The organism is Thermus antranikianii DSM 12462, assembly GCF_000423905.1.
GTDB classification, from domain to species: Bacteria; Deinococcota; Deinococci; order Deinococcales; family Thermaceae; genus Thermus; species Thermus antranikianii.
In genome coordinates this window covers 115,112-139,644 of record NZ_AUIW01000003.1, presented here as the reverse complement: position 1 = coordinate 139,644, position 24,533 = coordinate 115,112, and the positions used below count along the sequence as shown (strand labels likewise).

Here is a 24,533-nt window from a genome sequence, read left to right as displayed (position 1 = left end):
CTTACTTGGGCCAGAGCTTCAGGGCCTCACCCCCCACCCTGGCCCCAGGGGTGAGGCCCCGCCTTTGGAACCAGCCTTGGTTCACCTCGAGGGCTCCTTGGTACACCACCCCCGGGTAGTACACGGGGCAGGGATCTTTGCGGCAGGGCTCCATATCCAGAATGCGGAGGATCTGCCCCTGACGGTCAAAGAAGGCGATGGAAAGGGGGATGAGGGTGTTTTTCATCCAGAAGCCCCCGGCCGTGGGGGTGGGAAAGAGGAAGACCATGCCCTCATCCTCCCCCAGGCTTTTGCGGAACATGAGGCCCTGGGCCTGGCGCTCGGGGGTGTCCGCCACCTCCACCCTCAGGAGGTAGCGCTTGCCTCCTTGCTCCACGAAGAGGGTGCTTTTGGGAAAGGAAAGGCCCTGGCCTAAGGCCCAAAGCCCCAGGGCAAGGCCTAGGGCTATCCTGAGGTCACGCCGCCGGGCCGGAGGGAAAAAGCGCATAGGGTCATTATGGCAGAAGGGGAAGGATGCCGCTTTGAATGGCGGCCTGGACTTCCTCCACAGGACGGGTAGCGTCCAGCACCCTGAAGCGCTCGGGCTCCGCTGCCGCCAGCTTTAGGTAGCCTTGGCGTACCCGCTGGAAGAAGGGTAGCCCCATCCTTTCCAGGCGGTCCGGGGCCGATACCCGCTTAAGGGCTTCCTCCGGGGGCAGGTCCAGGAGGAAGGTGAGGTGGGGTTTCAAGCCCAGGGTGGCCTCCTTGGCCACCTCCTTAAGCCAGGGAAGGGGAAGGCCTTGGCCATAACCCTGGTAGGCCAGGCTGGAGTCCAGGTAGCGGTCGGAGATGACCCAAAAGCCCTCCTCCAGGGCGGGAAGGATCACCTTGCGCACGTGCTCCGCCCGGTCGGCGCTGAAGAGGAGGTACTCGGCTTCCGGGGAAAGGGCTTCTCCCTTTAAAAGGAGGTCCCGCACCCCGGGAAGCCCCCCGCCGGGCTCCCGGGTCAGGCGCACTTTTATCCCCTTTTCCTCCAGGAACTGGGCCAGGAGCCGGGCCTGGGTGGTTTTGCCCGAGCCGTCCAGGCCCTCGAGGGTGAGGAAGAAGCCCTTCATAGCCCCGTGGGATGGTCCAGGAAGACCCAGGGCAGGCCGAAGCGGGCCTCCAGGTGCTGGGCCAGGGCCTTGACCCCGAAGACCTCGGTGTCGTAGTGGCCGGCGTAGATGACGTTTAGGCCCCGCTCGAAGGTTTCGTGGAAGACGCTATGCTTGGGTTCCCCGGTGATGAAGAGGTCCGTGTCCACCTGGCCGATGAGGCTCGCCGCCCCGCCGGATACGATGGTCACCGTTTCCACCAGGCCTTTGCCCCCTTGGTGGACCAAGGGCTGCATCCCGGTGAGCTGGCCCAGCATGTCCGCCACCTGGACCAAGGGAGTGGGAAGGGGAAAGCGCCCTTTCACCCCCACGTCGAAGGGCTCCAGCTCCACCAGGCCTAGGGCCCGGGCCAGCTCGTGGTTGTTGCCCACCTCAGGGTGGGCGTCCAGGGGAAGGTGGGCGGCGTAGAGGTTGATGCCCCCTTGGAAGAGGAGCTCCAGGCGGCGCTTGTGGTGGCCCACGATGGGAAAGGGTTTACCCCAGAAAAGCCCGTGGTGGACCAGGAGGAAGTCCACCCCCTCCTCGAGGGCCTTCTGGAAGATGGCCTCGGCGGCGTCCACCGCCGCCCCCACCTTGCGCACCTCCTTTTTTCCCTCCACCTGCAGGCCGTTTAAGGAGAGGTCCTGGGGGAAGTCCTTTAGGCGCAGGTACGTGTCCAAGTAGCGCACCAGCTCATCCCGGTCCATGGCGCCCAGCTTACCGGAAAGGCGGACCTGGGGGCAGGCGAATGACCGGTCAGTATTATGGAGGCATGGAACCGGAAATCCTTTTCAAGCTCCGCTTCCTGTCGGACCTCACCCCTGGCCCCGATGGCTTCCCCCTTCTCCTGCTGACCGATATCCAGGAGGGGGATCCACCCCGGTACCGCTCGAGGCTGGCCCTTTTTGACGGCGCCTTGCGCTTTCTCACCCAGGAGGAAGCCAAAAAGCCCCGCTATGCCCATCCTTACGTCTACTTCCTGCGGAAGGTAGGGGAAGTCCAGGAGCTCTTCCGCCTGGACCTAAGGGGTGGAGAAGCGGAGAGGCTTACGGAAACCCCGGGGGTCTTGGACTACGCCCTAGGTCCTGAAGGGGAGGTGGTTTTCCTGGCCCTGAAGGAGGCTCCCAAGCCGGGTAGCCCCCGCGTGTACGAGGGGTGGCCCTTCAAGTTCGACGGCCGGGGCCTCCTGCCCGAGGGGAATGTGGCCCTTTATGCCCTCGAGGAGGGTCAGCAGAAACTTCTTCTGGACCGCTACCCCGTCCCTAAAGAGATGGTGCCTTCCCCCGAAGGGCTCTACCTGGTGATGGCCGAGGATAAGGGGGCGCAGGCGGAGTGGCGGGATACCCTCTACCTGCTTAAGGAAGGCAGGTTGCAAAAGGTCTACGGCGGCTTTGGCCCCATCTTTGCCCTGGAGTGGAGCCCGGAAGGGCTTTTCTTCCTGGGCCACGCCTTTGAACAGGGAGGGGGCACGGAAGCCCGGCTTTACCACCTGCATGGCGGGAAGGTTCGGGTTCTCTTTGAGGGTAGCCTGCACAACTCCATCAACTCCGATCTCCGCTATGGGGCCCATACCCAAGGGCCCAGGTGGGCCGGGAATGGGGTCTATATCGTGCGCACGGAGGAGGGAACGGGAAGGCTTTACCGGGTGGACCTCGAGGGGGAAGCCGAGGCCCTGCCCGTAGAGGGGAGCGTCCTCTCCTTTGCCCACACGGAGCGGGGTCTCTTCCTCCTCACCGAGGACTTTACCCATCCGGCCCGGCTTTGGGGTCCCCTGGGGGTCTACGACCCCAACGAGGGGGTTTCCCTCCCCCTGGCCGAGCCCATCTACACCGAGTGGCTGAGCCCGGAAGGGCACCGGGTGCCGGGGTGGGTCCTGCTTCCGGAAGGGCAGGGGCCCCACCCGGTCATCCTGTACATCCACGGGGGGCCCCACACCGCCTTCGGGCGGGCACCCATGCTGGAGCTCCAGCTCTTCCGCCAGGCGGGGTATGCGGTGGCCTTCGCCAATCCAAGGGGGTCCACCGGCTACGGCCAGGACTTCGCCCTGCTCCAGGGGGAATGGGGGGAGCGGGACGAGCGGGACCTCCTGGGCTTTTTGGACCACGTTCTGGCCCGCTTCCCCCTGGATCCTGGCCGCGTGGGGGTGGCGGGGGGAAGCTACGGGGGCTATATGGTGAACTGGCTCACCGCCCGCCACCCTGGTCGCTTCAAAGCGGCGGTCACCGACCGGAGCATCGCCAACTGGTTCAGCTTCTTTGGGGCCAGCGACATCGGTCCCCGCTTCACCTTCATGGAGCTTATGGCTAGGCCCTGGGAGAGGGCAGAAGTGCTTTGGGAGAAAAGCCCCTTGCGCTATGTCCACCAGGTGCGGACGCCCACCCTGGTGGTCCATTCTGAGCAGGACCACCGTTGCCCCATAGACCAGGGGGAGACCTGGTACACCGCCCTCCTCCACCTGGGGGTGAAGGCCCGCTTCTTCCGCGTCCCCGAGGAGGGGCACGAGCTTTCCCGCTCCGGAAGGCCAGACCGCAGGCTCGCCCGGCTCAAGGCCTACTTGGACTGGTGGAGGGAAAACCTCTAGTGCCACCTCGCCCTGGCGGAAGCCAGGGTGGGAGCCCCGAAAGATCCTTACCCGTGCGATGTTCTGGGGCACGATGTGCCGGCGCAACATCACCCCGCCCCGGCAGAAGCCAGGGCGGGGGCCCTGGTCATCCCTTTAGGCCTGGCTTTCCGCCACCGGCTCGGGAATGGGGCCGAAGGTTTCCTCGTACCGGGCCACGTTTTCCGCCAGGCTCCGGAGAAGGGCCTTGGCGTGCTGGGGGCTCGTGATCACCCGGCTGACCACCATGGCCCCGCCCTGGGGTTGCAACAAGGCGAAGTCCAGGATGAACTCGTTCTTGGTATGGGCGATGAGGGCTAGGTTGGTGTACCGGCCCAGGGCCACGTCCTTGTCGATTTGGATGTCCAGCTTTAGCTCGCTCATCTAAGCGCCTCCTCCAGCTTGGGTATGGCCCTTTTCAAGGCTAGGCGTACCCGTCCCAGGCTTTTCACGCTGTCCAAGAGAAGGAGCAGGTGATAGCCGGGAAGGGGCACCAGTAGCAGGGCCCCCTCGGGGTACTCTACCATGACCTCCTCCACCCCTTCCTGGCCCAGGGTTTGGGCCAGGGCCTTGGCGGTCCCCAGCACCGTGGCCGCCCGGGCAGAAAGGAGATTGGCCTCCGGGGCATCCGCTTCCCGGGCTTCCTCCACCACAAACCCGTCCTCGCTGAGGAGGGCCGTCACCCGTACCCCTTTGGTGGCCTTGAGTTCCTGTAGGGCTTGCTCCACCATGCCTCCTTAACCCTCAGAGGTTCTGCACCTTAAGGGCGATGCGGGTTAACTCCTGGCCCACGGCTTTCCGGTCCGTACCCCGCTCGATGACCGCCCCCAGGACGTACTCCCCCACCCTTAGGGCCAGGATCTCGTGGTTTTCCGTGGCCAGGGTGAAGCGGCGCACCTCCCCGGAGAGGGCTTCCGCTAAGGGGGTCATGTGCCGTACCAAGGAGGCCAGCTCCGCCGCCAGGACCTCTGCTGGGGGGTTGCCCCGGCCCAGGGCCTCGATGACCAGGCCGTCCAGGCCCGTGAGCACCGCCCGCTTGACGCCAAAGGGGGCCAGGCTCTCTAGGTAAGCCATCCTGCCACCTCCGCCAACTTTTCCGCGGCCTTGGCTGTCTGCACGCGTGCCTGGCCCAGGTTGGCTTCCGGCCCCATGAGGAGAAGGAGGAAGAGCTCCTCGTGTCCCTTGCCTCGAGGCACGGGTCCCTGGGGTAGTGGGCCTGTTCTGCGCACCACGTGGACGTAGCCTACCACGGGGTGGCCCCCCACCAAAAGCTCCTGCACCCGGGGGGTACCCAGGCTTCCGGCGTAGGCGGCCTTGGCCTGGCGCAAAAGGGCGGCGTGTTCCGCCACGGCCGCCTCGAGGTCCACCCGCCTGCGCCTGGTTCCTTCCACCAGGAGCCCATCCAGGGTGCCGATGGCGGCGGCAAAGGCTCCTTCCACCCGGTCCAGGAGGTGTTGCAAAAGCTCCTCCATGCCCTTTCCCCAAGGCCTAAAGGGGTTTCCTCCCCTCCAGGGCCCGGCCTAAGGTTACCTCGTCCACGTACTCCAGGCTTCCCCCCACGGGGAGGCCGTAGGCCAGGCGGCTGGCCCTGATCCCCCGGCGCTTGAGCTCCTCCGCCAGGAAGAGGGCGGTGGCCTCCCCCTCCACGGTCATGGAGGTGGCCAGGACCACCTCCTCCACCCCAGGAAGCCTGGCCCAGAGGCTTTCCAGGTTGAGCTCCTTTGGACCCACTCCTTCCAGAGGGTTCAAGGCCCCACCCAGCACGTGGTAAAGCCCGTGGAACTCCCCGCTCCGTTCCAGGGCGTACAGGTCAGAGACCGTTTCCACCACGGCGATCACCGACCGGTCCCGGCTTTCGTCCTGGCAGATGGGGCAAAGCTCCCCCTCCGCCAGGTTGCCGCAGACCCGGCAGACGCCCAGGGCCTCGAGGCCCGCCAAGGCCCTTTCCAGCTCTTCGGCTTCCTCCCGGTGGAAGGCCAGGTAAAGGGAGAGCTTCTGGGCGGTCTTGGGGCCGATCCCAGGCAGGCGGGAGAGGGCGCGGGTGAGCTTAAGGAGGCTTTCGGGATACCGCATCCTAGAAGAGCTTGCCCAGCATCTGCCCTACGCCGCCAAGCTCCCGGGCCATCTCCTTCTCCGAAAGCTCGTGGGCTTTCCTCTGGGCGTCCTGGATGGCCACCAGAAGGAGATCTTCCAGGCCCTCGAGGTCCTCTTGGAAGTTCTTGAGCACCTCGGGCTTTAAGCGGACCGCCAGGATCCTGCCGTGGCCGTTGGCCTCCACCTCCACCAAGCCCTGGGCCGTGCCCACCACGGTCATGGTTTCCAGCCGTTCCTGGATCTCGGCGGCTTTCTTCTGGGCTTTCTGCGCTTCCTTCAAGAGCTTCTGCAGGTTCATGCTCCCTCCTTCCTGAGTATAGTGGAAGGTATGGAGCGCCCAAGGAGGCTGCGTTCGCCCCTTCTAAGGCCCTTGGTGGCGGAGGTGGAGCTTAGCCCAAGGCACCTGGTCCTGCCGGTTTTTGTGAAGGAGGGGGGGGAGCCGGAGGAGGTTTCCTCCATGCCCGGGGTCTTCCGGCATCCCTTAGGCCACCTTCCCCGCTTGGCGGAGGAGGTGCTCAAGGCGGGCCTGGGCGGGGTGATTCTCTTTGGCGTGTTGCCTGAGGAAAAGAAGGATCCCCTGGGGCATGGAGCCTATGCGGAGGAGGGCATCGTCCAGCGGGCCATCCGCCTTCTGAAGCGGGAGTTTCCCGAGCTTCTCGTCATGGCCGACACCTGCCTTTGCGAGTACACGGACCACGGCCACTGCGGGGTGGTACGGGAAGGTCCCTTGGGGTTTTACGTGGATAACGACGCCACCCTGGAGCTTTTGGCCAAGACCGCCCTTTCCCAGGCCCAGGCAGGGGCGGATGTGGTGGCCCCGAGCGCCATGATGGACGGGCAGGTTAGGGCCATCCGGGAGGCCTTAGACCAGGGGGGGTTTGCCCACGTGCCCATCCTTTCCTATGCGGTGAAGTACGCCTCCGCCTTCTACGGCCCCTTCCGGGAGGCGGCAGGGAGCGCCCCCCGGTTCGGGGACCGTACGGGCTACCAGATGGACCCGAAGGCCGGCCTCTGGGATGCCTTGCGGGAGGCCAGCCTGGATGACCTCGAGGGGGCCGACATGCTCATGGTCAAGCCTGCCCTCCCCTACCTGGACGTGCTCTCCGCCCTTAAGGGGCGGTTTTCCAAGCCCCTTTTCGCCTACCAGGTATCCGGGGAGTACGCCATGCTGAAGGCGGCAAGCCAGAGGGGCTGGCTGGACGAAAGGAGGGCGGTTCTGGAAAGCCTTTACGCCCTAAGGCGGGCCGGGGCCCAGGGGATCCTTACCTACTACGCCCTGGAGGTGGCCCGCTGGCTGAAGGAAGCCTAGGTCAAGCTTCCTGGGTCTGGCGGGCTTCCCGGGGTGCGGGGATACCCCCGGTGAGGAGGGTATAGCCTGCCGCCAGGCTCACGATGGTGCCCGCCAGCAGGAAGACGCGGGGGGCCCCCATCCATCCCTCCAAGGCTCCGCCCCACAGGGTGCCCAGGAGGACGGCGGCGTTCATCACCGCGCCGAAGGCGGCGAAGATCCTTCCCCGCATCTCCTGGGGGGTGTTGAGCTGCAGGATGGAGCGGGCGGGAACGATGAAGGCCATGTTGAGGAAGCCGCTTATGAAAAAGGCCAGGAGCACCCAGGCGAAGAGGGGGAAGGCCCCGATGGAGGCTTCAAAGAGGCCGAAGAGAAAAAGCGCCAACAGGAAGAGCCTCTCCCTGGGAAGGCGCCTTAGGAGATAGGGGATGGCAAGCCCTCCCAGAATGGCCCCTAAGGCCATGGCCGCTTCCATAAAGCCAAATCCCGCCGAGCCCACCTTGAGCCACTTGATGGCCAGCACCACCCCCAGGGCAGTTTCCACGGAGCCGAAGGCGGCGGCCACGAACAGGGTGCCCACCGCTCGGCGGAGGGCGGGATGGCCTGCGAGGTGGCCGATTCCCTCCTTCACCCGGGCGAAGAAGGCCGCCTTGGGAAGCCTCTGGGGCCTAAGGGAGGGAAGGCCCAGGAGGATAAGCCCTGAGGCCAGGTAGGTGGCGGCATCCAAATAGAAGGCAAAGGCAGGCCCCACCGCCGCCACCAGCACCCCGGCCGCCCCCACGAAAAGCACCTCGGAAAGACGGTCGGCAAGAAGCACCAGGCTGTTGGCCTCGTCCACCTCTTCCTTGGGGACCAGGTCCGGGACCACGGCGTTTTGGATGGGGTCGTGGAGGTCCCGCAGGAGTTCGATCAGGAAGACCAGAAGAAGCAAGATGGGAAGGCTCTTGGCCCCAAGGAGGGGGATAAGGGCCACCAGGGGAGCCCGAAGGAGGTCGGACCACACCAGGAGCCGCTTGCGGTCCTGGGTGTCAGCCCAGGCGGAAAGGAGGGGGGAGAAAACTACAGTGCCTACAAGCTGGACTCCCAGGACCAAGGAAACCCAAAGGGCGTTTTCCGTGAGTAGATAGACCAGCACCAGGAGGGCTACCCGGTGCACCTTGCTCCCCGCCTGGGAAACCAGGTAGGAGAGGATCAACCGGGCAAAGGCTTTGTGCCGCAAAACTTTCATACATACTACCCCCTTGCCCGGGAGTATACCAGGAATGGCTTTAAGTCAAGGGTTTTCCATCACCAGGTAAGCAAGCCGCCTTCCCTCCCGGGCCAGGATCACGGTTCCTTCAGGGAGGCGGTAGACCAGGAGGTCCTTGAGCCTTTGGGGTACCTCTCCCGCCTGGCCCACGTAAAGGACTTCCTCCTGGGGGTCTCCGGAAGAAGCGTTCCTGGGACGTAGGGAAAGAACGGTTTGCCCCACCCTGAGGGCCAGGGGTTCGGCCCCGATGGAAAGAAGGTGGACCTCCCCTCCCAAGGTTTCCCGGGTGGGGGGGCGGCGGCCCAGGTACTCCCTTAAGGCCTCCGCCAAAACCAGGGCTTCCCGCTCCTGCCCCAAGGCCTGGCCCACCTCCTTGAGGAGGGGGGTGGGGTCCGCCCCACCCAGGCGCTTTAGGGCGAGCTCCAAAACCTTGCGGGCGAAGTCCTGCAGGGCCTCCCACGGGGCCTGGCGGTACTTCTCCGCCAGCTCGGGGCCAAAGGCCTGGGGGTTGAACTCACCCTTCAATCGGGCAGAAAGGGCCCTAAGGAGGCGCAGGTAGACGTAGTCCTGGTTGGGGCTTAGGAGAAGGGCCAGCATCCGCCCCTCGGCCAGGAGCTCGTAGAGCCTGAGCCCGCTTCGCGCCTCGAGCCTCAGGTGGAGGAGATCCCCCTCCCGCACCGCCAGGACCTCGAGGTCCTCCCAGGGGATCACCAGGGTGTCCTCCAGCACATAATCCTCCCCGCCCAATCCCAGGTGCCAGGTTCCTTCCACCTGGCTTAGGGTGAGGGTGAGGGGTCCCAAGGGAATCCGGCCTGGCCTCAGGGGCACGGTAAGGAGGCTTTCCTCCCCCTGGCCGGGCTCGGGAACCCGGGGCCAGGGAGTTTCCCCTTGCGGGATGGGAAGCAGGTTCAGGAGGGCGATGACCTTTTCCAGGGCCACGCGGAAGCGGCGCCGTTCCTCTTCCAAGAGGAGTTCCCGCCGCCTTTCCTCTTGGGCCTCTTTCCTAAGGCGTTCTTCCAACCGGGCGATTTCCAGAGCGCTTGCCCCCAGACGCTTGGCTTCCTCCAGGGCTTTTTTCAAGGGCATGAGGTCCTGCTTAGGGGGAAGGCCGTAGGCGTCATCCCACTCCAGGATGCGGTTCAGGAAACGGCGGATATAGGTGCGGGTTTCCTCAGGGGGCAGGGGGAGGTCCTTGGGCAGGTGCAGGGCGGTTTCCAAAAACTCCATCACCAGGACCTCGGCCACCTTGGGGTCCTCGAGGTCTATGAGGCTGTCGGAGAGGGAGGGGATGGGGTGGGTGGGATGGAAGCGGGAGAGGTTGAAGTCCCGCTTGAAGGTTTCCTTTTCCCGGTACTCCAGGTAGTTCTGCAAGAAGGCGTGGATGAGCCTGAGTTCCTCCCGCCTTCCCGCCAGAAGGTCTTTGGCCCGGGCCTTGGCCTCCCGTTCTGCCAGGAGGCGCCACACCTTTAAGGCGATGGCCCGTAAGGGGGAGAGCTCCGGGGTAGGGCTGGGTTCCTCCAGGTTTTCCAGGGCCGGGGTGGGGAGGTCCAGGGAAGGGGGCTCCACGGGCTGGGAAGGGTTGAGGCTTTGCCGCAGGGCCTTGAAGCGAGCATCAGCCTGGCGGAAGCGTTTGGCCAAGGGCCCTGGCAGGCGGGTTTGGATGAGGAAGGCCCTCAGTTGCAAAAGGGCCCTCTTCCCCCCTTTAGGGGTGCGGCCTGCGGCCAGGTCCTCCACCCGATACTCGTAGAGGTCCACCAGGTCGGCCAGGTGCTCCACCCATTCATCCTATAATGGGTCCGATGCGCCTTGCTCCCCGGTACAGCGTGGCTGCGGTCTCCCACGTGGGCCGCCGCCAGAACAACGAGGACTTCCACCGGGTGATGCGCCTCGAGGTTCCCCAGGGCAACCTCCTCCTCCTGGCGGTAGCCGACGGCATGGGAGGTATGGAGGCAGGGGAGTGGGCCAGCAAGGTGGCCATAGAGGCCCTTTCCGAGGCGGTGCGGGCCTACGCGGAGCACCTGAAGGGGGGCCGGCCAGCGGTGGGTCTCTCCAAGGTGATGGAGAAGGCCTTCACCCTGGCGGCCAGGCGGGTGGAAAAGGAGGCGGAAAGGCTTGGGAAAAAGGGCATGGGCACCACCCTCACCGCCTTCCTCTATGCGGACTGGCTCAAGGAGGGGGTGGTGGGGCATATCGGGGACTCCCGGGCCTACCACCTCACCCCCAAGGGGCTTAAGCGGCTCACCGAGGATCACTCCTGGGTGGCGGAGCGCTTGAGGGAAGGGGTTCTGACCCGCACGGAGGCTGAGCATCACCCCTACCGCAACGTCCTCACCCGGGCCTTGGGCCTGCCGGAAGCTCGCTTTGACCTCAAGGAAGTGCACCTCGCCCCAGGGGAGGGGGTGCTTTTGGTCACGGATGGGCTTTATGGCTTGGTGCCCGAGGAGGAGTGGGTCTTGGGCAAGGACCTGCAAGCGGGCCTCGAGGGCCTTCTGGCCGAGGCTTTGCGCCGGGGCGGGGACGATAACGTCACCGCCGTGGCCTTACGGGTGGAGTGATGCAGGGGCTTCTGGCCTTCCTCCTGGTTCTCCTCACCGCAGCCCTGGCTTCCCGCCTTTCCCCTTGGGCCCTATGGTTCCTCCTGCTCCTCCTTTCGGGAGCCGCCTGGGCCACGGGGGCCCGGGCGGAGGTGGTTTTCCCCTGGCTGCTTATGGGCCTGGGGTTGCTGGCCTCACCCCGGGTCTACCTGGGTCCCCGGCGGAGGATCCCAAGGCGCTCCCGTACCCAGGGACGGGTCTCCTCCACCTCCAAGACCACGGAGGAGGCCCGGGCTCTGGAAAAGCAGTACGAGATCCTGGAGAAGGTGGGCGTGGGGGGCATGGCCACCGTGTACAAGGCTAAGGACAAGAAAACCGGCCGCCTGGTGGCCCTCAAGGTTCCCCAGGAGCGCTTTCTGGGCGACCCTCGCTTCGTGCGCCGCTTCCACCGGGAAGCGGAAGTCCTGGCCAAGATGGACCATCCCAACATCGTCAAGGTTTACGACCATGGCCAGGTGGATGGGGTGCACTTCATCGCCATGGAGTACCTGGAGGGGGAGGGTCTGGACAAGCTCATAGAGGAAAGGCGCCTTTCCCTGAGGCAGGCGGCGGCCATCCTCGCACGGGTGGCCGATGCCCTTAAGCATATCCACGCCCAAGGCATCGTCCACCGGGATATCAAGCCGGGGAACATCATGGTGCTCAAGGGGGCCCTCAGGGAGGATGGAGTGGACCCCAGGGGGGTGCGGCTCATGGATTTTGGTATCGCCGCCGGTAAGGTGCTCACCCGCCTCACCATCACTGGGGCCCGCATCGGCACCCCGGTCTACATGAGCCCGGAACAGGCCAAGGGCCAGAAGCTGGACCACCGCTCGGACATCTACTCTCTGGGTATCGTTCTCTACGAGGCCCTCACCGGCCAGCCCCCCTTCACCGGGGGGTATGAGACGGTGATTCACCAGCAAATCTTCCAGGTGCCCACCCCTCCTAAGCAGCTCAATCCCCAGATTCCCCAGGTTCTTTCCGACCTGGTCTTGAAGATGCTGGAAAAGGACCCGGCCAAGCGCCCCTCCTTGGACGAGGTGATCCGGGGCCTTTCTGGCTCGTGGGAGGAGGAGCGGGGCCTGCCCCACCCCTTCTACCTGCTCTTGGGGGTGGAGGCCAAGAAGGGCACGGTGCGGCTTCTGGACCTTTCCGGTACCGCTGCCCGGCTCCTTTCCGGCATTGGCTCCGGTCCGGGCCATTTCCCAGCCCCTCCCCTCTCCGTGGCCGCCGATGGGGAGGGAGGCATCTGGGTCTCGGTTTTTGAGCACGGGGCCAAGCTCCTTCACCGCTTTTCCCCGGAAGGGGAGCTCCTCCTTTCCACCGGGCCTTACGGCATGAAGCCCGGGGAGTTCCTCTTTCCTGCGGCCCTGGCGGTGGCCAACGGTAGCCTTTTCGTCTTGGACTCGGAGACCGCCACGGTGAGCCGGCTCGATTTGAAGGGACAGTACCAGGGGCGCTTTGGTGGCCAGGGGCCGGGCCGGGGCACCTTCCAGGATCCCAAGGCCTTGGTAGCCACGCCGGAGTTCCTTTTCGTCCTGGACTACGGCAACCGCCAGGTACAGCGCCTGGCCTTGGATGGACGCTACCTCTCCCGTTACGCCTTCCGCCGCTCCAAGGGAAGCGAAGAGCTAAGGCTTCTCGGTGGGGTGGGGGTGGAGGGGGAGAGGCTTTACCTCTACGATGTGGAAGCGGCCAAGGTGCGGGTGCTGGATCTTGGCGGGTCCCTTATCGCCTCCTACACCCTGCCCCTGTTGGAGGGGGAGGACCGCATGAGCCTGGTGGAGCTCCTGCCCTTTGGGGGCATCCTCTATGCGGCCAGGCGCGGGGCGAGCCGCATCCATCGCATAGACCTGAAGACCGGGGAGGCCCTGCCGCCCTTGGAGGTGTACGCCCCCGTGCGGGGCCTTGCCCTTTGGCGGAACCCGGCATGAGGGTGCTTCTGGTGGAGGACGACCCAGGGGTTCGGGAGGCCTTGGAGCTGGGGCTTTCCCTCGAGGGGCACGAGGTCAAGGCCACGGAGAGCCCAAAGGAGGCCCTAAGCCTCCTTCCCTGGGCGGAGGTGGTGATTTTGGACGTGCTCCTGCCTGAAAGGGATGGCTTTTCCCTGCTTAAGGATATCCGGGCTCGCTCGGAGGTGCCCGTGCTGATGCTCACCGCCTTGGATGCGGTGGAGTGGCGGGTGAAGGGCCTCAAGGAGGGGGCGGACGACTACCTGGTCAAGCCCTATAGCCTCTCCGAGCTCCTGGCCCGCCTCGAGGCCCTCTGGCGCCGTGCCCATAGGGGGAAGGAGGCCCCGGAGGTTTTGGCCTACAAGGACCTGAGGCTTTATCCCAGGCGCATGGAGGCCTTCCGGGGGGAGAGGAGGCTTTCCCTGCCCCCCAAGGCGTTCCTCCTCCTGAAGGCTTTTCTGGAGTCCCCGGAGGAGGTGCTTTCCAAGGAGGCTTTGATGCTGAGGGTCTGGGGGGAGGAGGTGGACCCCGCCACCTTGGAGGTGCACCTCTCCCTCCTGAGGAAGGTCCTGGGGGAGCCTAACCCCATCCAGACGGTGCGCGGCTATGGCTACCGCCTTTTCCTCCCTTAGGGGGAGGCTTTTTGCCCTTCTCTTCCTGGCCCTCTTGCTTCTGGCCCTGCCCCTGGCCTTCCTTTCTGCCAGGGAGGCGGAAGGAGCGGCCAGCGAGGACCTGCGCCGGGCCCTTTACACCCGGCTTTACCTCCTTGGGGAGGAGGGGCCTGGGGAAGAGGAGGCCCTTCTTCTCGAGCTTTTCCGCCTGGCCCAGGTCTATGGGGGCGGCACGGGCTTCGTGATAGGGAAGGAGGGCGTGGCCTTCACCGAGGTGCCCTCCCCCAACCTTCCCCCCGGTCTCCTCGAGGCCCTTGCTCAGGGACGAGCCTACCAGGGAGTGTGGCGGGGGGTGCTCTACGTGGCCCTGCCCCGGGGGGAGGGAGGGTTCGGCCTGGCGGTCCCCTTGGAGGGGGTCGCCGGCCTGGGGCGGAGGCTTCTCCTCCTCTACGCCACCTGGGGTGGAGGGGTGCTTTTGGCCATCTTTCTGCTCTCCGCCCTGGGGCTCGCTTGGGCTCTTCGTCCCCTGGGGCAGCTGGCCAAGCTCTTGGAGGCCCGGCGGCCTGAGGACCTAAGCCCCCTTCCCAACCCTGGTTTGGCGGAGCTAAGGCCCTTGGTGGAGGCCTTGAACAGCCGCCTGGCCCAGGTGGAGGGGCTTCTTAGGGAGCTTTCCGAGAAGGAGGAGTCGGCCCGCCGTTTTGCCCGCCATGCCTCCCACGAGCTTCGCAATCCCCTGGCTGCCTTGAAGGGGTACTTGGAGGTGCTCCTGCGCAAGCCCGAACCCAGGGCCCTCGCCGGGGCCTTACGGGAGGCGGAGAGGATGGAGGCTTTGCTCTCCGGGCTCCTCAGGCTATCCCGCCTCGAGGCCACCTCCCCCAGGCTCATCCCCCTGGACCTGCGGGCTTTCTTGGGGGGATGGGGCCTGGAGGTGGAAGGGGAAGGCCAGGTTCTGGCGGACCCTGAGCTTCTCGCCCTGGCGGTGGAAAACGTGTTGGACAACGCCCGCCGCCACGGGAAGCTACCCCTTAAGGCCAGGATCCAGCGGGACAAGGAGGGGGTTTGGCTTTGGCTTGTGGACTCCGGACCTGGCTTCCCCGAGGAGCTCTTGCCCCGGGCCCTGGAGCCCTTTGCCCATGGGGGAAGGGGCACGGGCCTGGGCCTCGCCTTGGTGGCGGCGGTGGCCCGGGCCCATGGGGGAAGGGCAAGGGTGGAGAACCAGGACGGGGCGGCGGTGGGGCTTTACCTGCCTTTGGCTTCCCTTAAGGTTTCGCCCGATGCGCCCTTTAGCCAGAGGGGATAGCCTCCAGTGCGGAGGTGAGAGGGAATGAAACAGGTGCTCATGGGTTTGGTTCTCCTGATGGCGGGCCTTTCCTTGGCCCAAGGCACGGATTACCGGCAGGCGGCGGTAGCCTCGGCGGCCTTGGCCAGGCTCCAGGCGGTGGCCCAAGGGGCCACGGGGGAGGAAAAGCTTCTCGCCTGGGCCAAGGAGGTGAAGGCCCGGGCGGAGAAGAGCTACGAGGCCAAGGCGTACTTCAAGGCGGCGCGGGAGGCCCAGGCCGCCCTTTTTCTTTTCCGGGCGGCCTCAGGGGAACCCCAGGTACAGGCCCGGGGGCCGAGGCCAGCCCCCCATATGGGGATGCACCATCCCTTTGGACCCAGGGCCCATGCCTTTGCCCCGTGGGGTAAGGGGCGACCGGGCTCGAGTGCCCGCTTTGCCCAGAGGGCCCCGGGGGCAGTGGACCGGGCGGAGAAGGAGCTCGCCTACTACCGGGCCCAGGATAGCCTGGTGAAGGATCTGGTGGCCGAGGCCAAGAATAGGCTTTCCAAGGAGCCTGGCCGGGCCTTCCTGTTGGCCCGGGCGGCCTTGGCCCTGATCTCGGCCGAGCGGGGCTTCTAACCCCACCCCACCCTGGCCAAGCCAGGGTGGGGATCCTGGTAAGCCCCATCCCGGGGCGGATATGGGCAAGAGAGGGTCCAAGGCCGGATCTGTCAGACTGGGCAGGATGCGGTGGCTTGGGATCTTCCTCCTCCTGGCCCTCGGGGGCTGGGCCCTGGGAGAGGAGGGCCCCAAGGGCTTTGGTCCCTCGCCGGAGGAAGTGCTGGCGCGATGCTTTAAGGTGGTGCGGACCCTCGAGGTCCAGGCCCTCTACCGGGAAGGGGATACCCTGGTCCTGGTCCTGGGCCAGGCGGTGGGGGAGAGGCCCCTGCTTCTCTTGGCCCTCGAGGGGGGCAGGCCCATGCCCTACATGGGTCCCATCCGCGGAAAGCCCATGCGGATGCGCCCCTTCTTCTTCCTGCGGGAGCTCTCCCTGGCCCGGCGGGTGCTGGTCCTGCCGGAGGGGTACCGCTGTTTTGTCCTCCACCGGGGGCGGGTGGTTGGGGTGTTGCGCCTGGGCTCGGATCTCACCCCCCTGCCCCTTTCCCCGGAGGCCATCCCCTGATATCACCCCAACCTGGCGGAAGCCAGCTCGGAGGACCCAGAAAATCCCTTCCGCAAGCCTTTTTCCTGGAGGACTAAAGGGATGTGGTTTCGTACGAAAGGGCGGGCTCCTGGGCCTTGCGGTTTTAAAATGCCCCCATATGAAGCCGGGTCTCTATCCCCTCCTAGGCCCCCCTGCCTCAGGGAAGACCACCCTGGCCCGGGAATGGGCCTTGGAGGTCCTGAATCGGCGGGGGAGGGTCTACTGGGTGGGCTTGCCCCACCAAAGGGCCTACGTGTACCGCCTTTTCGGGGGGGAAGAGGCGGTGCTGGGCCTGGAGTTCATGTCCTTCCAGGCCCTTTACTACCGGGTGCTGGCGGAGGTGGGCCGGCTTGGGCCCTTGCTTCCCGGGGCGGGAAGGGTGGCCCTGGTGGGAGAGGCCCTTAGAAGCCTCTACGGGGAAGGGGTCGCCCCCGGGGAGGCCCGGCTTTTCGCCCGGGCGATAGCGGAACTCAAGCGCTATGGCCTCTCCCCTTTTGCCCTACCCAAGGAGGGGGAAGCAGGAAGGCTCAGGCGGGTCTACCTTGCCTACGAGCGCCTGAAGGGAAAGGCCCTGGACTATGACGACTTCCGCCACCGGGCGGGCCGCGTGCCCCTTCGCCTTTTCCCGAGGCCCGATCTGGTGGTGGTGGACGGCTTCCGGGAGGTGGGTCCTTTGGACCTCCGCTTCCTTAAGCGCCTGGCCCAGGAGGTACCCGTCCTTCTCACCCTGGAACTTCTCCCGGAAGACTTGAAGCCCTGGCGGGTTCTTTCCTCGAGGCCGGTGCGGAAGCAGGTCTTGGCCCTGGCCAACCCTGTGGAGGAAAGCCGTTACCTCTTAAGGGCCTTGAAGCGGGCCCTGGTTCCCAGGGAGATGGGTGGGGAGGGGTTAGACCCCTGGGAGGTCCTGGTGGTGGCCCCCGAGGAGCGTATTGGAGGGCTTCTCCTTCTAAAGGACGAGTACGGCCTCCCCCTCTTCGATGGTCGGGAAAGGGCCCTGGCCGACACCGAAGAGGGGGAAAGGGTCTTGGCTCTCCTGAACCCTTACCCCACGGGACGGGACCTCCTGGTCCTGGGGTTTTCTCGTCTGGGCAGAAAGGCCCTAAGGCTAGGTTTGGCGGGAGAGGAGGCCTTGGAGGCCCTAGCGGAGCGGGAGGGGCTTGGGGAGGAGTGGCGGGCCTTCCAGGAGCTCCGCACCCCAGGGCCCGATGTCCTGGCCTGGGCGGAAGGTGCTTTGGAACACCTGGGGGTTTCTCTCAAGGAGCCCTTCCTTTCCCGCCTGCGGCTGGCCTTGAGGGCGGATAGAGGGAATCCTTTAGCCTGGTGGCGAAGCCTCTTACTGGACGAGAGCCTTTCTCCGGAGCCCAACCGGGGGGTTTCCCTCCTTCCTCCCCTTCGGGCCATGGGGGTGAGGGCCCGAAGGGCGTACGTGTTGGAGTGGGTGGCGGGGCGGTATAGCCTGAAGGAAGGGGAGGATTACTTTCTCCTGGAGGAGCTAAGGGAAAGGGGACTTTTAAAGGGGCTGGTCCGGCGCTTGAGGGGCCTTGATCCCCTCTTCCGGGAGGAGGTTTCCACCCGGGGGGAGGAGGTCTTCCTCCTCTACCCCGAGGCCGGCCCTTCTGGGCTCCACCTGCCCTTGGAAAGGGGAGATAGGCCCGAGGCCTTGCCGCCTGCAAGCCGCCTCGAGGCCTTACCCCATAATTCCTTTGCCCCACCCTTACCCTCGGGGCAGGAGCCCCCGCCCCACCTGGAGGTCCTCCGCCGTTTCCGGGAATGCCCTTTTCGTGCCTATGTGGAACGCTTTGGCCTTAAGGTGCGGGATGGGGCCCTGGGTTGGCACCTTCTTCCCGCGGAACTGGAAAGGCTTCTGGCCCATCCTGAGGTGGGCCTTTGGCTTGAGGCCCACCGCGCCCACTGGGAGGGTATGCGCTTCTGGTTTTCCTTGCCTGGGAAGCCCCCCTTGCGCCTGGATGGGGTTCGTCGGGAGGGGAACGTGGTCCACCTCTACCGCCTCCTCCCCCAGGATGGGGAGCCGGACCTGGATCCTCAAAAGCGCTGGACGGAGTGGTATGCCCTCGGGGTCCTGGTGAACCGGAAGGATGTCGCTGAGGTCAGGCTTTGGATCTGGCCTTGGATGGGGAGGCCTTCCCTCCAATACCGCCAAAGTTCGGATAAGGAACTTCCCAAGGCGGTGGGGGAGGTACGAAAGCGAGCAAGGGAAGCCTACCAGCTGTGGCGTCAAGGCGCGTTTCCTCCGAAGCCCGGCCCCTACTGCCATACCTGCGGTCTCGAGGACCTTTGCCGAAAGGAGGAGCTGTGAAGCTCTACGTGGCCTCGGCGGGTACGGGGAAGACCCATACCCTGGTGCAGGAGCTTTTGACCCTTCTGCGCCAAGGGGTGCCCTTAAGGCGCATGGCCGCCGTCACCTTCACCCGTAAGGCCGCCGAGGAGCTCAGGGGGCGCATTCTTCAGGAGGTGGGGGCCTTAGAGGGCCTAGAGGGGAAGGAGGCCAGGCGGGAGGCGCACGGCGCTCTTTTTACCACCATTCACGGCTTCATGGCCGCGGCCCTTCGCCACACTGCCCCTCTCCTCTCCTTGGACCCGGATTTCTCCATCTTAGACGAGTTTTTGGCCGAAACCCTCTTCTTGGAAGAAGCCCGGAGCCTCCTCTATCTGAAGGGTATAGACCCCTTGCAGAAGGAGGGGCTTTTGGACCAGCTCTTGACCCTTTACAGGAAGCGCTCCCTGGCGGCCGAGCTCAAGCCCCTCTCAGGGGCGGAAGGAATCTTTGCCCTCTTCCAGGAGGTACTGGCGGCTTACCGGAGGCGGACCGTGGAGATGCTGGGGCCAGGGGATCTCGAGGCCTTGGCCCTTCGTCTTCTGGAACATCCCCAGGCAGTAAGGAGGGTGGTGGAGCGCTTTCCCCATCTCCTCGTGGATGAGTACCAGGATGTAAACCCTTTGCAGGGGCGGTTCTTCCGGGCCCTGGAGGAGGCGGGAGCTAGGGTGGTGGCCGTGGGGGATCCCAAGCAGTCCATCTACCTTTTCCGCAACGCCCAGGTGGAGGTTTTCCGCGAGGCCTTGAGAAGGGCTGAGGAGGTGCGTCCCCTTGGGGAAACCTTCCGCCACGCCCAAGGACTTGCCGCCTTTTTAAACGCCTTCGTGGAGAGGTTCTTTCCTGAGCCGGAAAGGGTTTTGGTGCGGCCCAGGCGGGAAGGAGAAGGCCGGGTGGAAGTGCATTGGGTGGTCGGGGAGGGAAGCCTCGAGGAAAAGCGCCTGCAGGAGGCCATGATTTTGGCCCAGAGGCTTTTGGCTCTCAAGGAGGAAGGCTATGCCTTCTCGGACATGGCTGTCTTGGTGCGAAGCCGCACCAGCCTTCCCTACCTGGAGCGAGCTTTCCGTGCCCTGGGGGTACCTTACGGTATCCGCCGGGGACGGAGCTTCTTTAGCCGCCTGGAGGTGCGGGACATCTACCACGCCTTAAGGGTTGGCCTCCTGGAGGGTACGCCTTCCCCGGAGGAGCGCTTCTCCCTTATGGCGTTCCTGCGGGGCCCCTTCGTGGGCTTGGATCTTGGACGGATGGAGAAGGCTCTCAAGGAGGAGGATCCCCTTGTCCACCTGCCTCCGGAGGTACAAAGCCGCTTGGGCTGGCTTAAGGCCCTTGCGGGAAAACACCCCTTTGAAGCGCTAAAGGCCCTGGTGAGGGACGAGACCTTCCTTATGCGGCTTTCCCAAAGGGCCCGCACCAACCTGGATACCCTTCTCCTCCTGGCAGCTTCCGAGCGCTTCCCCGACCTCGAGGCCCTACTCGACTGGCTGAAGGTAAGGGCAAGGGATCCCGAGGCTGCTGAGCTGCCCGAAGGAGGGGAGGGAGTGCATGTCCTCACCGTGCATGCCGCCAAGGGGTTAGAGTGGCCGGTGGTGGGGGTCTTTGACCTTTCCCGGAAGGAGCGCTTGCAGGAGGAGGCCCTTCTGGTGGGGCTTGGAGGGGAGGTGGCCCTGAAGGGCACACCCGCCTATCAGCAGGTAAGGCCAGTTTTGAGAAGGGCTCAGAAGGAGGAGGCCCTAAGGCTCCTTTACGTGGCGCTATCCCGGGCCCGGGACGTCCTAGTGCTTACAGGGAGCGCTTCTTCCTATCCTGGTCCTTGGGCTAAGGCCCTTGCGGCCCTGGGCTTGGGACCCGAGTCCGGGGATTCCCGGGTGCGGGTGCATGACGGAAAGGGAGTGCCGAGGTTTCCTCCGCCTTCCCCCATGCCTTCTCCCCAGCCTGCTCCCTATGCCTCCTTGATCCTACCCCCCAAGCCCTTTCCTCCGGTTTATTCCCCGAGCGCCCACCGCAAGGCGGAAGGGGAACCCTTGCCCTTGGGCGAGTCCCTGGAGGCCGAGGGGCTTCCCGGGTTCGCGCGGGCCTTGGGAACCCTGGTCCACTACGCCCTCGCCCGCGACCTAGATCCAGGGGACGAGGCCAGGATGCAGGCTCTCCTCCTGCAGGAGGTGGCCCTTCCGTTTGAGGAGGAGGAAAAGGCCCGGCTTCTCGAGGAGGTCAAGGGGCTTCTTGGCTCCTACCGGGAGATGCTGGGAAGCCTCCTCCCGGGCTTGGAGGCTAGAGACGAGGATCATGTGGAGCTTCCCTTAGCCCTGTCCCATGCGGGTACCGTTTGGCAAGGGGTTTTGGACCGGCTCTACCGGGTGGGGGAATGTTGGTACCTGGAGGACTACAAGACCGACCAGAGGGTGGCCCCGGAGCATTACCGCCTGCAGTTAGCCCTTTACTGGGAGGCGGTGCGGCGGGCCTGGGGGGTGGAGGCTGAAGCCCGTTTGGTCTATTTAAGGCACAAAAAAGTTCACGTTTTCTCGCCAAAAGAGCTTCAGGAGGCCCTTCGGGAGTTGGAAAAAGCCCCCGGGATCCTCTCCCAGGGGCTGGAGCCGGGCCTTCTTTAGCGCTTGGAGTACTGGGGTGCCCGGCGGGCCTTGTGCTTGCCGTACTTCTTCCGCTCCACCACCCGCGCGTCCCGGGTGAGGAAGCCCAGGGGCTTCAGCTTGGCGCGGTAGTCGGGGTTGTACTGGAGAAGGGCCCGGGCCACCCCCAGCCTAATGGCGTCGATTTGGCCGCTCTTGCCACCCCCCTTCACGGTGATGTAGGCGTCAAAGCGCCCCAGGGCGTCTACAACCCTCAGGGGCTCGAGGGCCGCCACCGCCCGCACCAAACCCTGGAAGTACTCCTGGAAGTCCTGGCCGTTCACGGTGATCTTACCGCTTCCGGGCCTTAAAAAGACCCGGGCCACCGCTTCCTTGCGCCTACCGGTGCCGTAGTACTGCTCCATCACTTGACCTCCAGCTTAACGGGTTTCTGGGCCTGGTGGGGATGGGTGGGGCCGGCATAGACCTTGAGGCGCTTGAAGAGCCTCCGCCCCAGAGGCCCTTTGGGGAGCATGCCCTTTACTGCATGCTCCAGCACCCTCTCCGGGTGGGTGGCCAGCATCTTTTCCGCGGGGATCTCCTTCAGGCCCCCCTGGTAGCCGCTATACCGGGTATAGATCTTCTGCTTCAGCTTCTTGCCGGTGAGGCGGATCTTGTCGGCGTTGATCACCACCACGAAGTCGCCCATGGGAAGGTTGGGGGTCCAGTCGGGGCGGTGCTTGCCGCGTAGCAGGGTGGCGATCTGCGTGGCCAGCCGCCCTAAGGTTTTGCCCTCGGCGTCAATGAGAACCCACCGGGGTTCGATCTCCTTGGGTATGTACGTCTTGGGCTGCATGCGTTTGGGCCCTCCTTCAACTCTGTGTGCCAGGCACCATGTTCTTGCCGGGGGATCGGGGGACCCCGCAAGAACGCCAAAGAAGACTGTACCATAACCCCGGGGTCTTTTGCCAGATGTGGTAGGCTGAAGTCCCGTGAACGGGGTTTCCGAGAGCACGCAAAGGCCGAGGAAGTACGTGTTTGTCACCGGGGGTGTGGTGTCCAGCCTGGGCAAGGGCATCCTCACCTCTTCCCTGGGAGCCCTCTTTCGGGCCCGGGGGTATAGGGTTACCGCCATCAAGATCGACCCCTACGTGAACGTGGATGCGGGGACCATGCGTCCCTATGAGCACGGGGAGGTCTTTGTCACCGCCGACGGGGCGGAAACCGACCTGGACATCGGCCACTACGAGCGCTTCCTGGACCTGGACCTCTCCCGGGGCAACAACCTCACCACGGGCCAGGTGTACCTTTCCGTGATCCAGAAGGAGCGCCGGGGGGAGTACCTTTCCCAGACGGTGCAGGTGATTCCCCACATCACCGACGAGATCAAGGACCGGATCCGCAAGGTGGCGGAGGAGCAGGGGGCCGAGGTGGTGGTGGTGGAGGTGGGGGGCACGGTGGGGGATATCGAGAGCCTTCCCTTCCTGGAGGCCATCCGCCAGTTTCGCTTTGACGAGGGGGAGGAGAACACCTTTTACATCCACCTCACCCTGGTCCCCTACCTGGAAACCAGCGAGGAGTTCAAGACCAAGCCCACCCAGCACTCCGTGGCCACCCTAAGGAGCGTGGGCATCCAGCCCGATGCCATCGTTCTCCGCTCGGTGAAACCGGTGCCGGAGGAGGTGCGCAGGAAGGTGGCCCTGTTCACCAATGTGCGCCCTGGGCATGTGTTCAGCAGCCCCAATGTGGAGCACATCTACGAGATACCCCTCCTTCTTGAGGAGCAGGGCCTGGGCCGGGTGGTGGAAAGGGCCCTGGGCCTCGAGGCCGTCTTCCCCAACCTTTCCTTCTGGCAGGAGGCGGTTCGGGTTTTGAAGCACCCCGAGCGCACCGTGAGGATCGCCATCGCCGGCAAGTACGTGAAGATGCCGGACGCCTATCTCTCCCTTCTGGAGGCCTTGAAGCATGCGGGCATCCGGCACGGGGCCCGGGTGGAGGTGAAGTGGGTGGATGCGGAGAGCCTCGAGGGAGCCGATTTGGACGAGGCTTTCCGGGATGTTTCCGGTATCCTCGTCCCAGGAGGGTTTGGGGTGAGGGGCATTGAGGGTAAGGTGCGGGCGGCCCAGTACGCCCGGGAAAAGGGAATCCCCTATCTGGGCATCTGCCTGGGGTTGCAGATTGCGGTGATCGAGTTTGCCCGGCATGTGGCCGGGCTCAAGGGGGCCAATTCCACGGAGTTTGACCCCTACACCCCCCACCCGGTGATCGACCTGATGCCCGAACAGCTGGAGGTGGAGGGCCTGGGAGGCACCATGCGCCTTGGGGACTGGCCCATGCGCATCCGCCCGGGTACCCTCCTCCACCGCCTTTACGGCAAGGAGGAGGTGCTGGAGCGCCACCGCCACCGGTACGAGGTGAATCCCCTCTACGTGGACCAGTTGGAGCGGGCTGGGCTGGTGATCTCCGCCACCACCCCGGGGATGCGGGGCCGGGGGGCGGGGCTGGTGGAGGCCATCGAGCTCAGGGACCACCCCTTCTTCCTGGGCTTGCAAAGCCACCCCGAGTTCAAAAGCCGGCCCATGCGCCCCTCCCCTCCCTTTGCGGGCTTCGTGGAGGCGGCGTTAAGGCACGCGGGGCTTTAAAGCAGGCTTCGGGCGAACTGCCGGGCCACGCGCCCGGAGAAGCCTTTTTGCAGGGCAAAACGCAGGGCCTCCCTTTCCTCCTCCGGGGTCAAGGAGCGGCCCAGGTGGTGGGCCACTGCCTTCAGGTAAAGGGTCTTGTCAAAGGGCGGGAAGGTGAGGACCAGCCCGAAGCGCTCGGAGAGGGCCAGGGTGTCCTGAAGCTCATCCCAGGCGGTGGGGTCGGTCCCGGGTAAGGGGTTTTCCCCGGTTTGGCGCACCAGGTGGCGGCGGTTGGAAGTAGCCAGCAAGAGAACGTTTTCCGGAGGGCCCTCCAGGCTTCCTTCCAGGAGGGCCTTCAGGTGGTGGAAAGCTTCCTCTTTGGGATCCAGGGAGAGGTCGTCCAGGAAGAGGAAGAAGCGATGGGGAAGGAGGGCCAGCCTTTCCAGCAGGTTTTCCAGGTGGGCCAAGGCCTTGGGCTCCACCTCCACCATGCGGGCTTCTCTAAGGTGCAAAAGGCTCTTGGCGGCGGTGCTTTTGCCCGTGCCCCGGGCCCCGTAGAGGAGGGTGTGGAGGGCGGGTTTTCCCGAGAGGAAACGGAGGGCATTGGTCCTGAGGGCCTTAAGCTGCTCTTCGTAGCCCAGAAGTTCGTCCTCCCGGGGCAGGCGGTAGCTTCCCAGGGGGCGCACCTCGCCAGCGAAGCGGAAGGCCCGGTAGAGGGCAAAGGGATAGGGCCCGTGGGCTTGGAGCACCCGGACTAGGGCCTCGGGGTCGCGGGCGAGGAGGGCAGCCAGGGCCCCTTCCTCAGCGGGGTGGGGGGGACGTTCCCCCAGGTCGGCTAAAGGGTACTCCTTCCGCCTCCCCTCCAGTTCCAGGGAGAGGACCTCGAGGTCCTGCCGTATCAGCTGGAGAAGCCCCGGGGTGGGCCTTAAAGCCCGCCAGGCCCAGGGGGCTTTGAGGAGGCTTTGGGCGAAGGCATAGCCCCAGGGTTCGCCCCGGGGCAGGTCCAGGTCCAGGAGGTCCAGGGGGGTCTTGGGAAGCCTCATGGGCCCCATGCTAAAGGAAAACCCCCGGGG

The 24,533-nt window shown here is 65.2% G+C and carries 25 protein-coding genes; 11 read left to right on the top strand and 14 right to left on the bottom strand.

The annotated features are described in order from the left end of the window. Window position 1: 1 nt before the first annotated feature. The 3 genes from G584_RS0104110 to G584_RS0104100 are packed head-to-tail and all read right to left on the bottom strand — an operon-like array spanning window position 2 to window position 1,819. Window positions 2-487 carry a DUF192 domain-containing protein gene (locus tag G584_RS0104110; protein ID WP_051209164.1) on the bottom strand — a complete coding sequence of 162 codons (486 nt, stop codon included), beginning with the start codon at window positions 485-487 and terminating at the stop codon, window positions 2-4. Between the two features lie 7 nt (window positions 488-494). After that, on the bottom strand, window positions 495-1,094 hold the full coding sequence (tmk, locus tag G584_RS0104105) for a dTMP kinase (RefSeq protein ID WP_028493477.1): 600 nt from the start codon (window positions 1,092-1,094) through the stop codon (window positions 495-497). Next, on the bottom strand, window positions 1,091-1,819 hold the full coding sequence (locus G584_RS0104100; protein ID WP_028493476.1) for a Nif3-like dinuclear metal center hexameric protein: 729 nt from the start codon (window positions 1,817-1,819) through the stop codon (window positions 1,091-1,093). Before G584_RS0104100 ends, tmk begins: the two co-directional genes overlap by 4 nt. A 65-nt stretch (window positions 1,820-1,884) precedes the next feature. Between G584_RS0104100 and G584_RS0104095 the strand changes: the two genes are divergently transcribed. Beyond that, complete coding sequence (locus G584_RS0104095; protein ID WP_028493475.1) at window positions 1,885-3,693, top strand: S9 family peptidase; 1,809 nt, start codon at window positions 1,885-1,887, stop codon at window positions 3,691-3,693. A 135-nt stretch (window positions 3,694-3,828) separates the two neighbouring features. Here G584_RS0104095 and G584_RS0104090 read toward each other — a convergent pair whose 3' ends face one another. The 6 genes from G584_RS0104090 to G584_RS0104065 are packed head-to-tail and all read right to left on the bottom strand — an operon-like array spanning window position 3,829 to window position 6,103. Next, window positions 3,829-4,095, bottom strand: a complete 267-nt coding sequence (locus tag G584_RS0104090; protein ID WP_015718004.1) for a DUF3467 domain-containing protein — start codon at window positions 4,093-4,095, stop codon at window positions 3,829-3,831. Further along, complete coding sequence (locus G584_RS0104085; protein ID WP_418954021.1) at window positions 4,092-4,442, bottom strand: roadblock/LC7 domain-containing protein; 351 nt, start codon at window positions 4,440-4,442, stop codon at window positions 4,092-4,094. Before G584_RS0104085 ends, G584_RS0104090 begins: the two co-directional genes overlap by 4 nt. Before the next feature lie 13 nt (window positions 4,443-4,455). Beyond that, window positions 4,456-4,785: a roadblock/LC7 domain-containing protein gene (locus G584_RS0104080; protein WP_028493473.1), complete on the bottom strand. Its 330-nt coding sequence runs from the start codon at window positions 4,783-4,785 to the stop codon at window positions 4,456-4,458. Continuing rightward, window positions 4,773-5,183, bottom strand: a complete 411-nt coding sequence (locus G584_RS0104075) for a roadblock/LC7 domain-containing protein (RefSeq protein WP_028493472.1) — start codon at window positions 5,181-5,183, stop codon at window positions 4,773-4,775. Before G584_RS0104075 ends, G584_RS0104080 begins: the two co-directional genes overlap by 13 nt. A gap of 16 nt (window positions 5,184-5,199) precedes the next feature. Next, the gene (gene recR / locus G584_RS0104070; protein WP_028493471.1) at window positions 5,200-5,784 is read right to left on the bottom strand and encodes a recombination mediator RecR; all 585 of its coding nucleotides are present in this window, start codon (window positions 5,782-5,784) and stop codon (window positions 5,200-5,202) included. Between the two features lies 1 nt (window position 5,785). Beyond that, entirely contained in the window at window positions 5,786-6,103 is a 318-nt protein-coding gene (locus G584_RS0104065) for a YbaB/EbfC family nucleoid-associated protein (protein ID WP_028493470.1), read from the bottom strand. A 30-nt stretch (window positions 6,104-6,133) separates the two neighbouring features. Here G584_RS0104065 and hemB point away from each other — a divergent pair, with 30 nt between their 5' ends. After that, window positions 6,134-7,114, top strand: a complete 981-nt coding sequence (hemB, locus tag G584_RS0104060; RefSeq protein WP_028493469.1) for a porphobilinogen synthase — start codon at window positions 6,134-6,136, stop codon at window positions 7,112-7,114. Between the two features lies 1 nt (window position 7,115). Here the strand turns inward: hemB and G584_RS0104055 are convergent, their stop codons facing one another. Next, a complete protein-coding gene (locus G584_RS0104055; RefSeq protein WP_028493468.1) occupies window positions 7,116-8,321 on the bottom strand; it encodes an MFS transporter in 1,206 nt (401 codons plus the stop codon). A 45-nt stretch (window positions 8,322-8,366) separates the two neighbouring features. Further along, window positions 8,367-10,118 (bottom strand): hypothetical protein, encoded by a 1,752-nt coding sequence (locus tag G584_RS0104050; RefSeq protein WP_028493467.1) that lies wholly within the window; start codon window positions 10,116-10,118, stop codon window positions 8,367-8,369. A gap of 23 nt (window positions 10,119-10,141) precedes the next feature. On the opposite strand from G584_RS0104050, the gene G584_RS0104045 reads away from it, so the two are divergent. The 8 genes from G584_RS0104045 (at window position 10,142) to G584_RS0104010 (ending at window position 20,881) form a co-directional block, all read left to right on the top strand. Continuing rightward, window positions 10,142-10,897, top strand: a complete 756-nt coding sequence (locus G584_RS0104045) for a PP2C family protein-serine/threonine phosphatase (protein WP_028493466.1) — start codon at window positions 10,142-10,144, stop codon at window positions 10,895-10,897. Next, the gene (locus tag G584_RS0104040; RefSeq protein ID WP_028493465.1) at window positions 10,897-12,852 is read left to right on the top strand and encodes a protein kinase domain-containing protein; all 1,956 of its coding nucleotides are present in this window, start codon (window positions 10,897-10,899) and stop codon (window positions 12,850-12,852) included. The genes G584_RS0104045 and G584_RS0104040 overlap by 1 nt, the downstream gene beginning before the upstream one ends. After that, window positions 12,849-13,502 (top strand): response regulator transcription factor, encoded by a 654-nt coding sequence (locus G584_RS0104035; protein WP_028493464.1) that lies wholly within the window; start codon window positions 12,849-12,851, stop codon window positions 13,500-13,502. Before G584_RS0104040 ends, G584_RS0104035 begins: the two co-directional genes overlap by 4 nt. After that, window positions 13,477-14,781 (top strand): sensor histidine kinase, encoded by a 1,305-nt coding sequence (locus G584_RS0104030; RefSeq protein WP_028493463.1) that lies wholly within the window; start codon window positions 13,477-13,479, stop codon window positions 14,779-14,781. The genes G584_RS0104035 and G584_RS0104030 overlap by 26 nt, the downstream gene beginning before the upstream one ends. Before the next feature lie 24 nt (window positions 14,782-14,805). Then, window positions 14,806-15,378 (top strand): hypothetical protein, encoded by a 573-nt coding sequence (locus G584_RS0104025; protein WP_028493462.1) that lies wholly within the window; start codon window positions 14,806-14,808, stop codon window positions 15,376-15,378. Window positions 15,379-15,484: 106 nt separating this feature from the next. Continuing rightward, window positions 15,485-15,922, top strand: coding sequence for a hypothetical protein (locus G584_RS12830; RefSeq protein ID WP_028493461.1), 438 nt, complete (start codon window positions 15,485-15,487; stop codon window positions 15,920-15,922). A 139-nt stretch (window positions 15,923-16,061) separates the two neighbouring features. After that, window positions 16,062-18,260: a PD-(D/E)XK nuclease family protein gene (locus tag G584_RS0104015; protein ID WP_028493460.1), complete on the top strand. Its 2,199-nt coding sequence runs from the start codon at window positions 16,062-16,064 to the stop codon at window positions 18,258-18,260. Further along, window positions 18,257-20,881, top strand: coding sequence for a UvrD-helicase domain-containing protein (locus G584_RS0104010; RefSeq protein WP_028493459.1), 2,625 nt, complete (start codon window positions 18,257-18,259; stop codon window positions 20,879-20,881). The genes G584_RS0104015 and G584_RS0104010 overlap by 4 nt, the downstream gene beginning before the upstream one ends. Here the strand turns inward: G584_RS0104010 and rpsI are convergent. After that, window positions 20,878-21,264: a 30S ribosomal protein S9 gene (rpsI, locus tag G584_RS0104005; protein WP_028493458.1), complete on the bottom strand. Its 387-nt coding sequence runs from the start codon at window positions 21,262-21,264 to the stop codon at window positions 20,878-20,880. The genes G584_RS0104010 and rpsI overlap by 4 nt on opposite strands. Further along, window positions 21,264-21,695, bottom strand: a complete 432-nt coding sequence (gene rplM, locus G584_RS0104000; protein ID WP_015717986.1) for a 50S ribosomal protein L13 — start codon at window positions 21,693-21,695, stop codon at window positions 21,264-21,266. Before rplM ends, rpsI begins: the two co-directional genes overlap by 1 nt. Before the next feature lie 136 nt (window positions 21,696-21,831). Here rplM and G584_RS0103995 point away from each other — a divergent pair, with 136 nt between their 5' ends. Further along, window positions 21,832-23,481 (top strand): CTP synthase, encoded by a 1,650-nt coding sequence (locus tag G584_RS0103995; RefSeq protein ID WP_028493457.1) that lies wholly within the window; start codon window positions 21,832-21,834, stop codon window positions 23,479-23,481. Here G584_RS0103995 and G584_RS0103990 read toward each other — a convergent pair. Beyond that, window positions 23,478-24,503, bottom strand: coding sequence for a DUF815 domain-containing protein (locus G584_RS0103990; protein ID WP_169378076.1), 1,026 nt, complete (start codon window positions 24,501-24,503; stop codon window positions 23,478-23,480). The genes G584_RS0103995 and G584_RS0103990 overlap by 4 nt on opposite strands. Window positions 24,504-24,533: the final 30 nt, after the last annotated feature.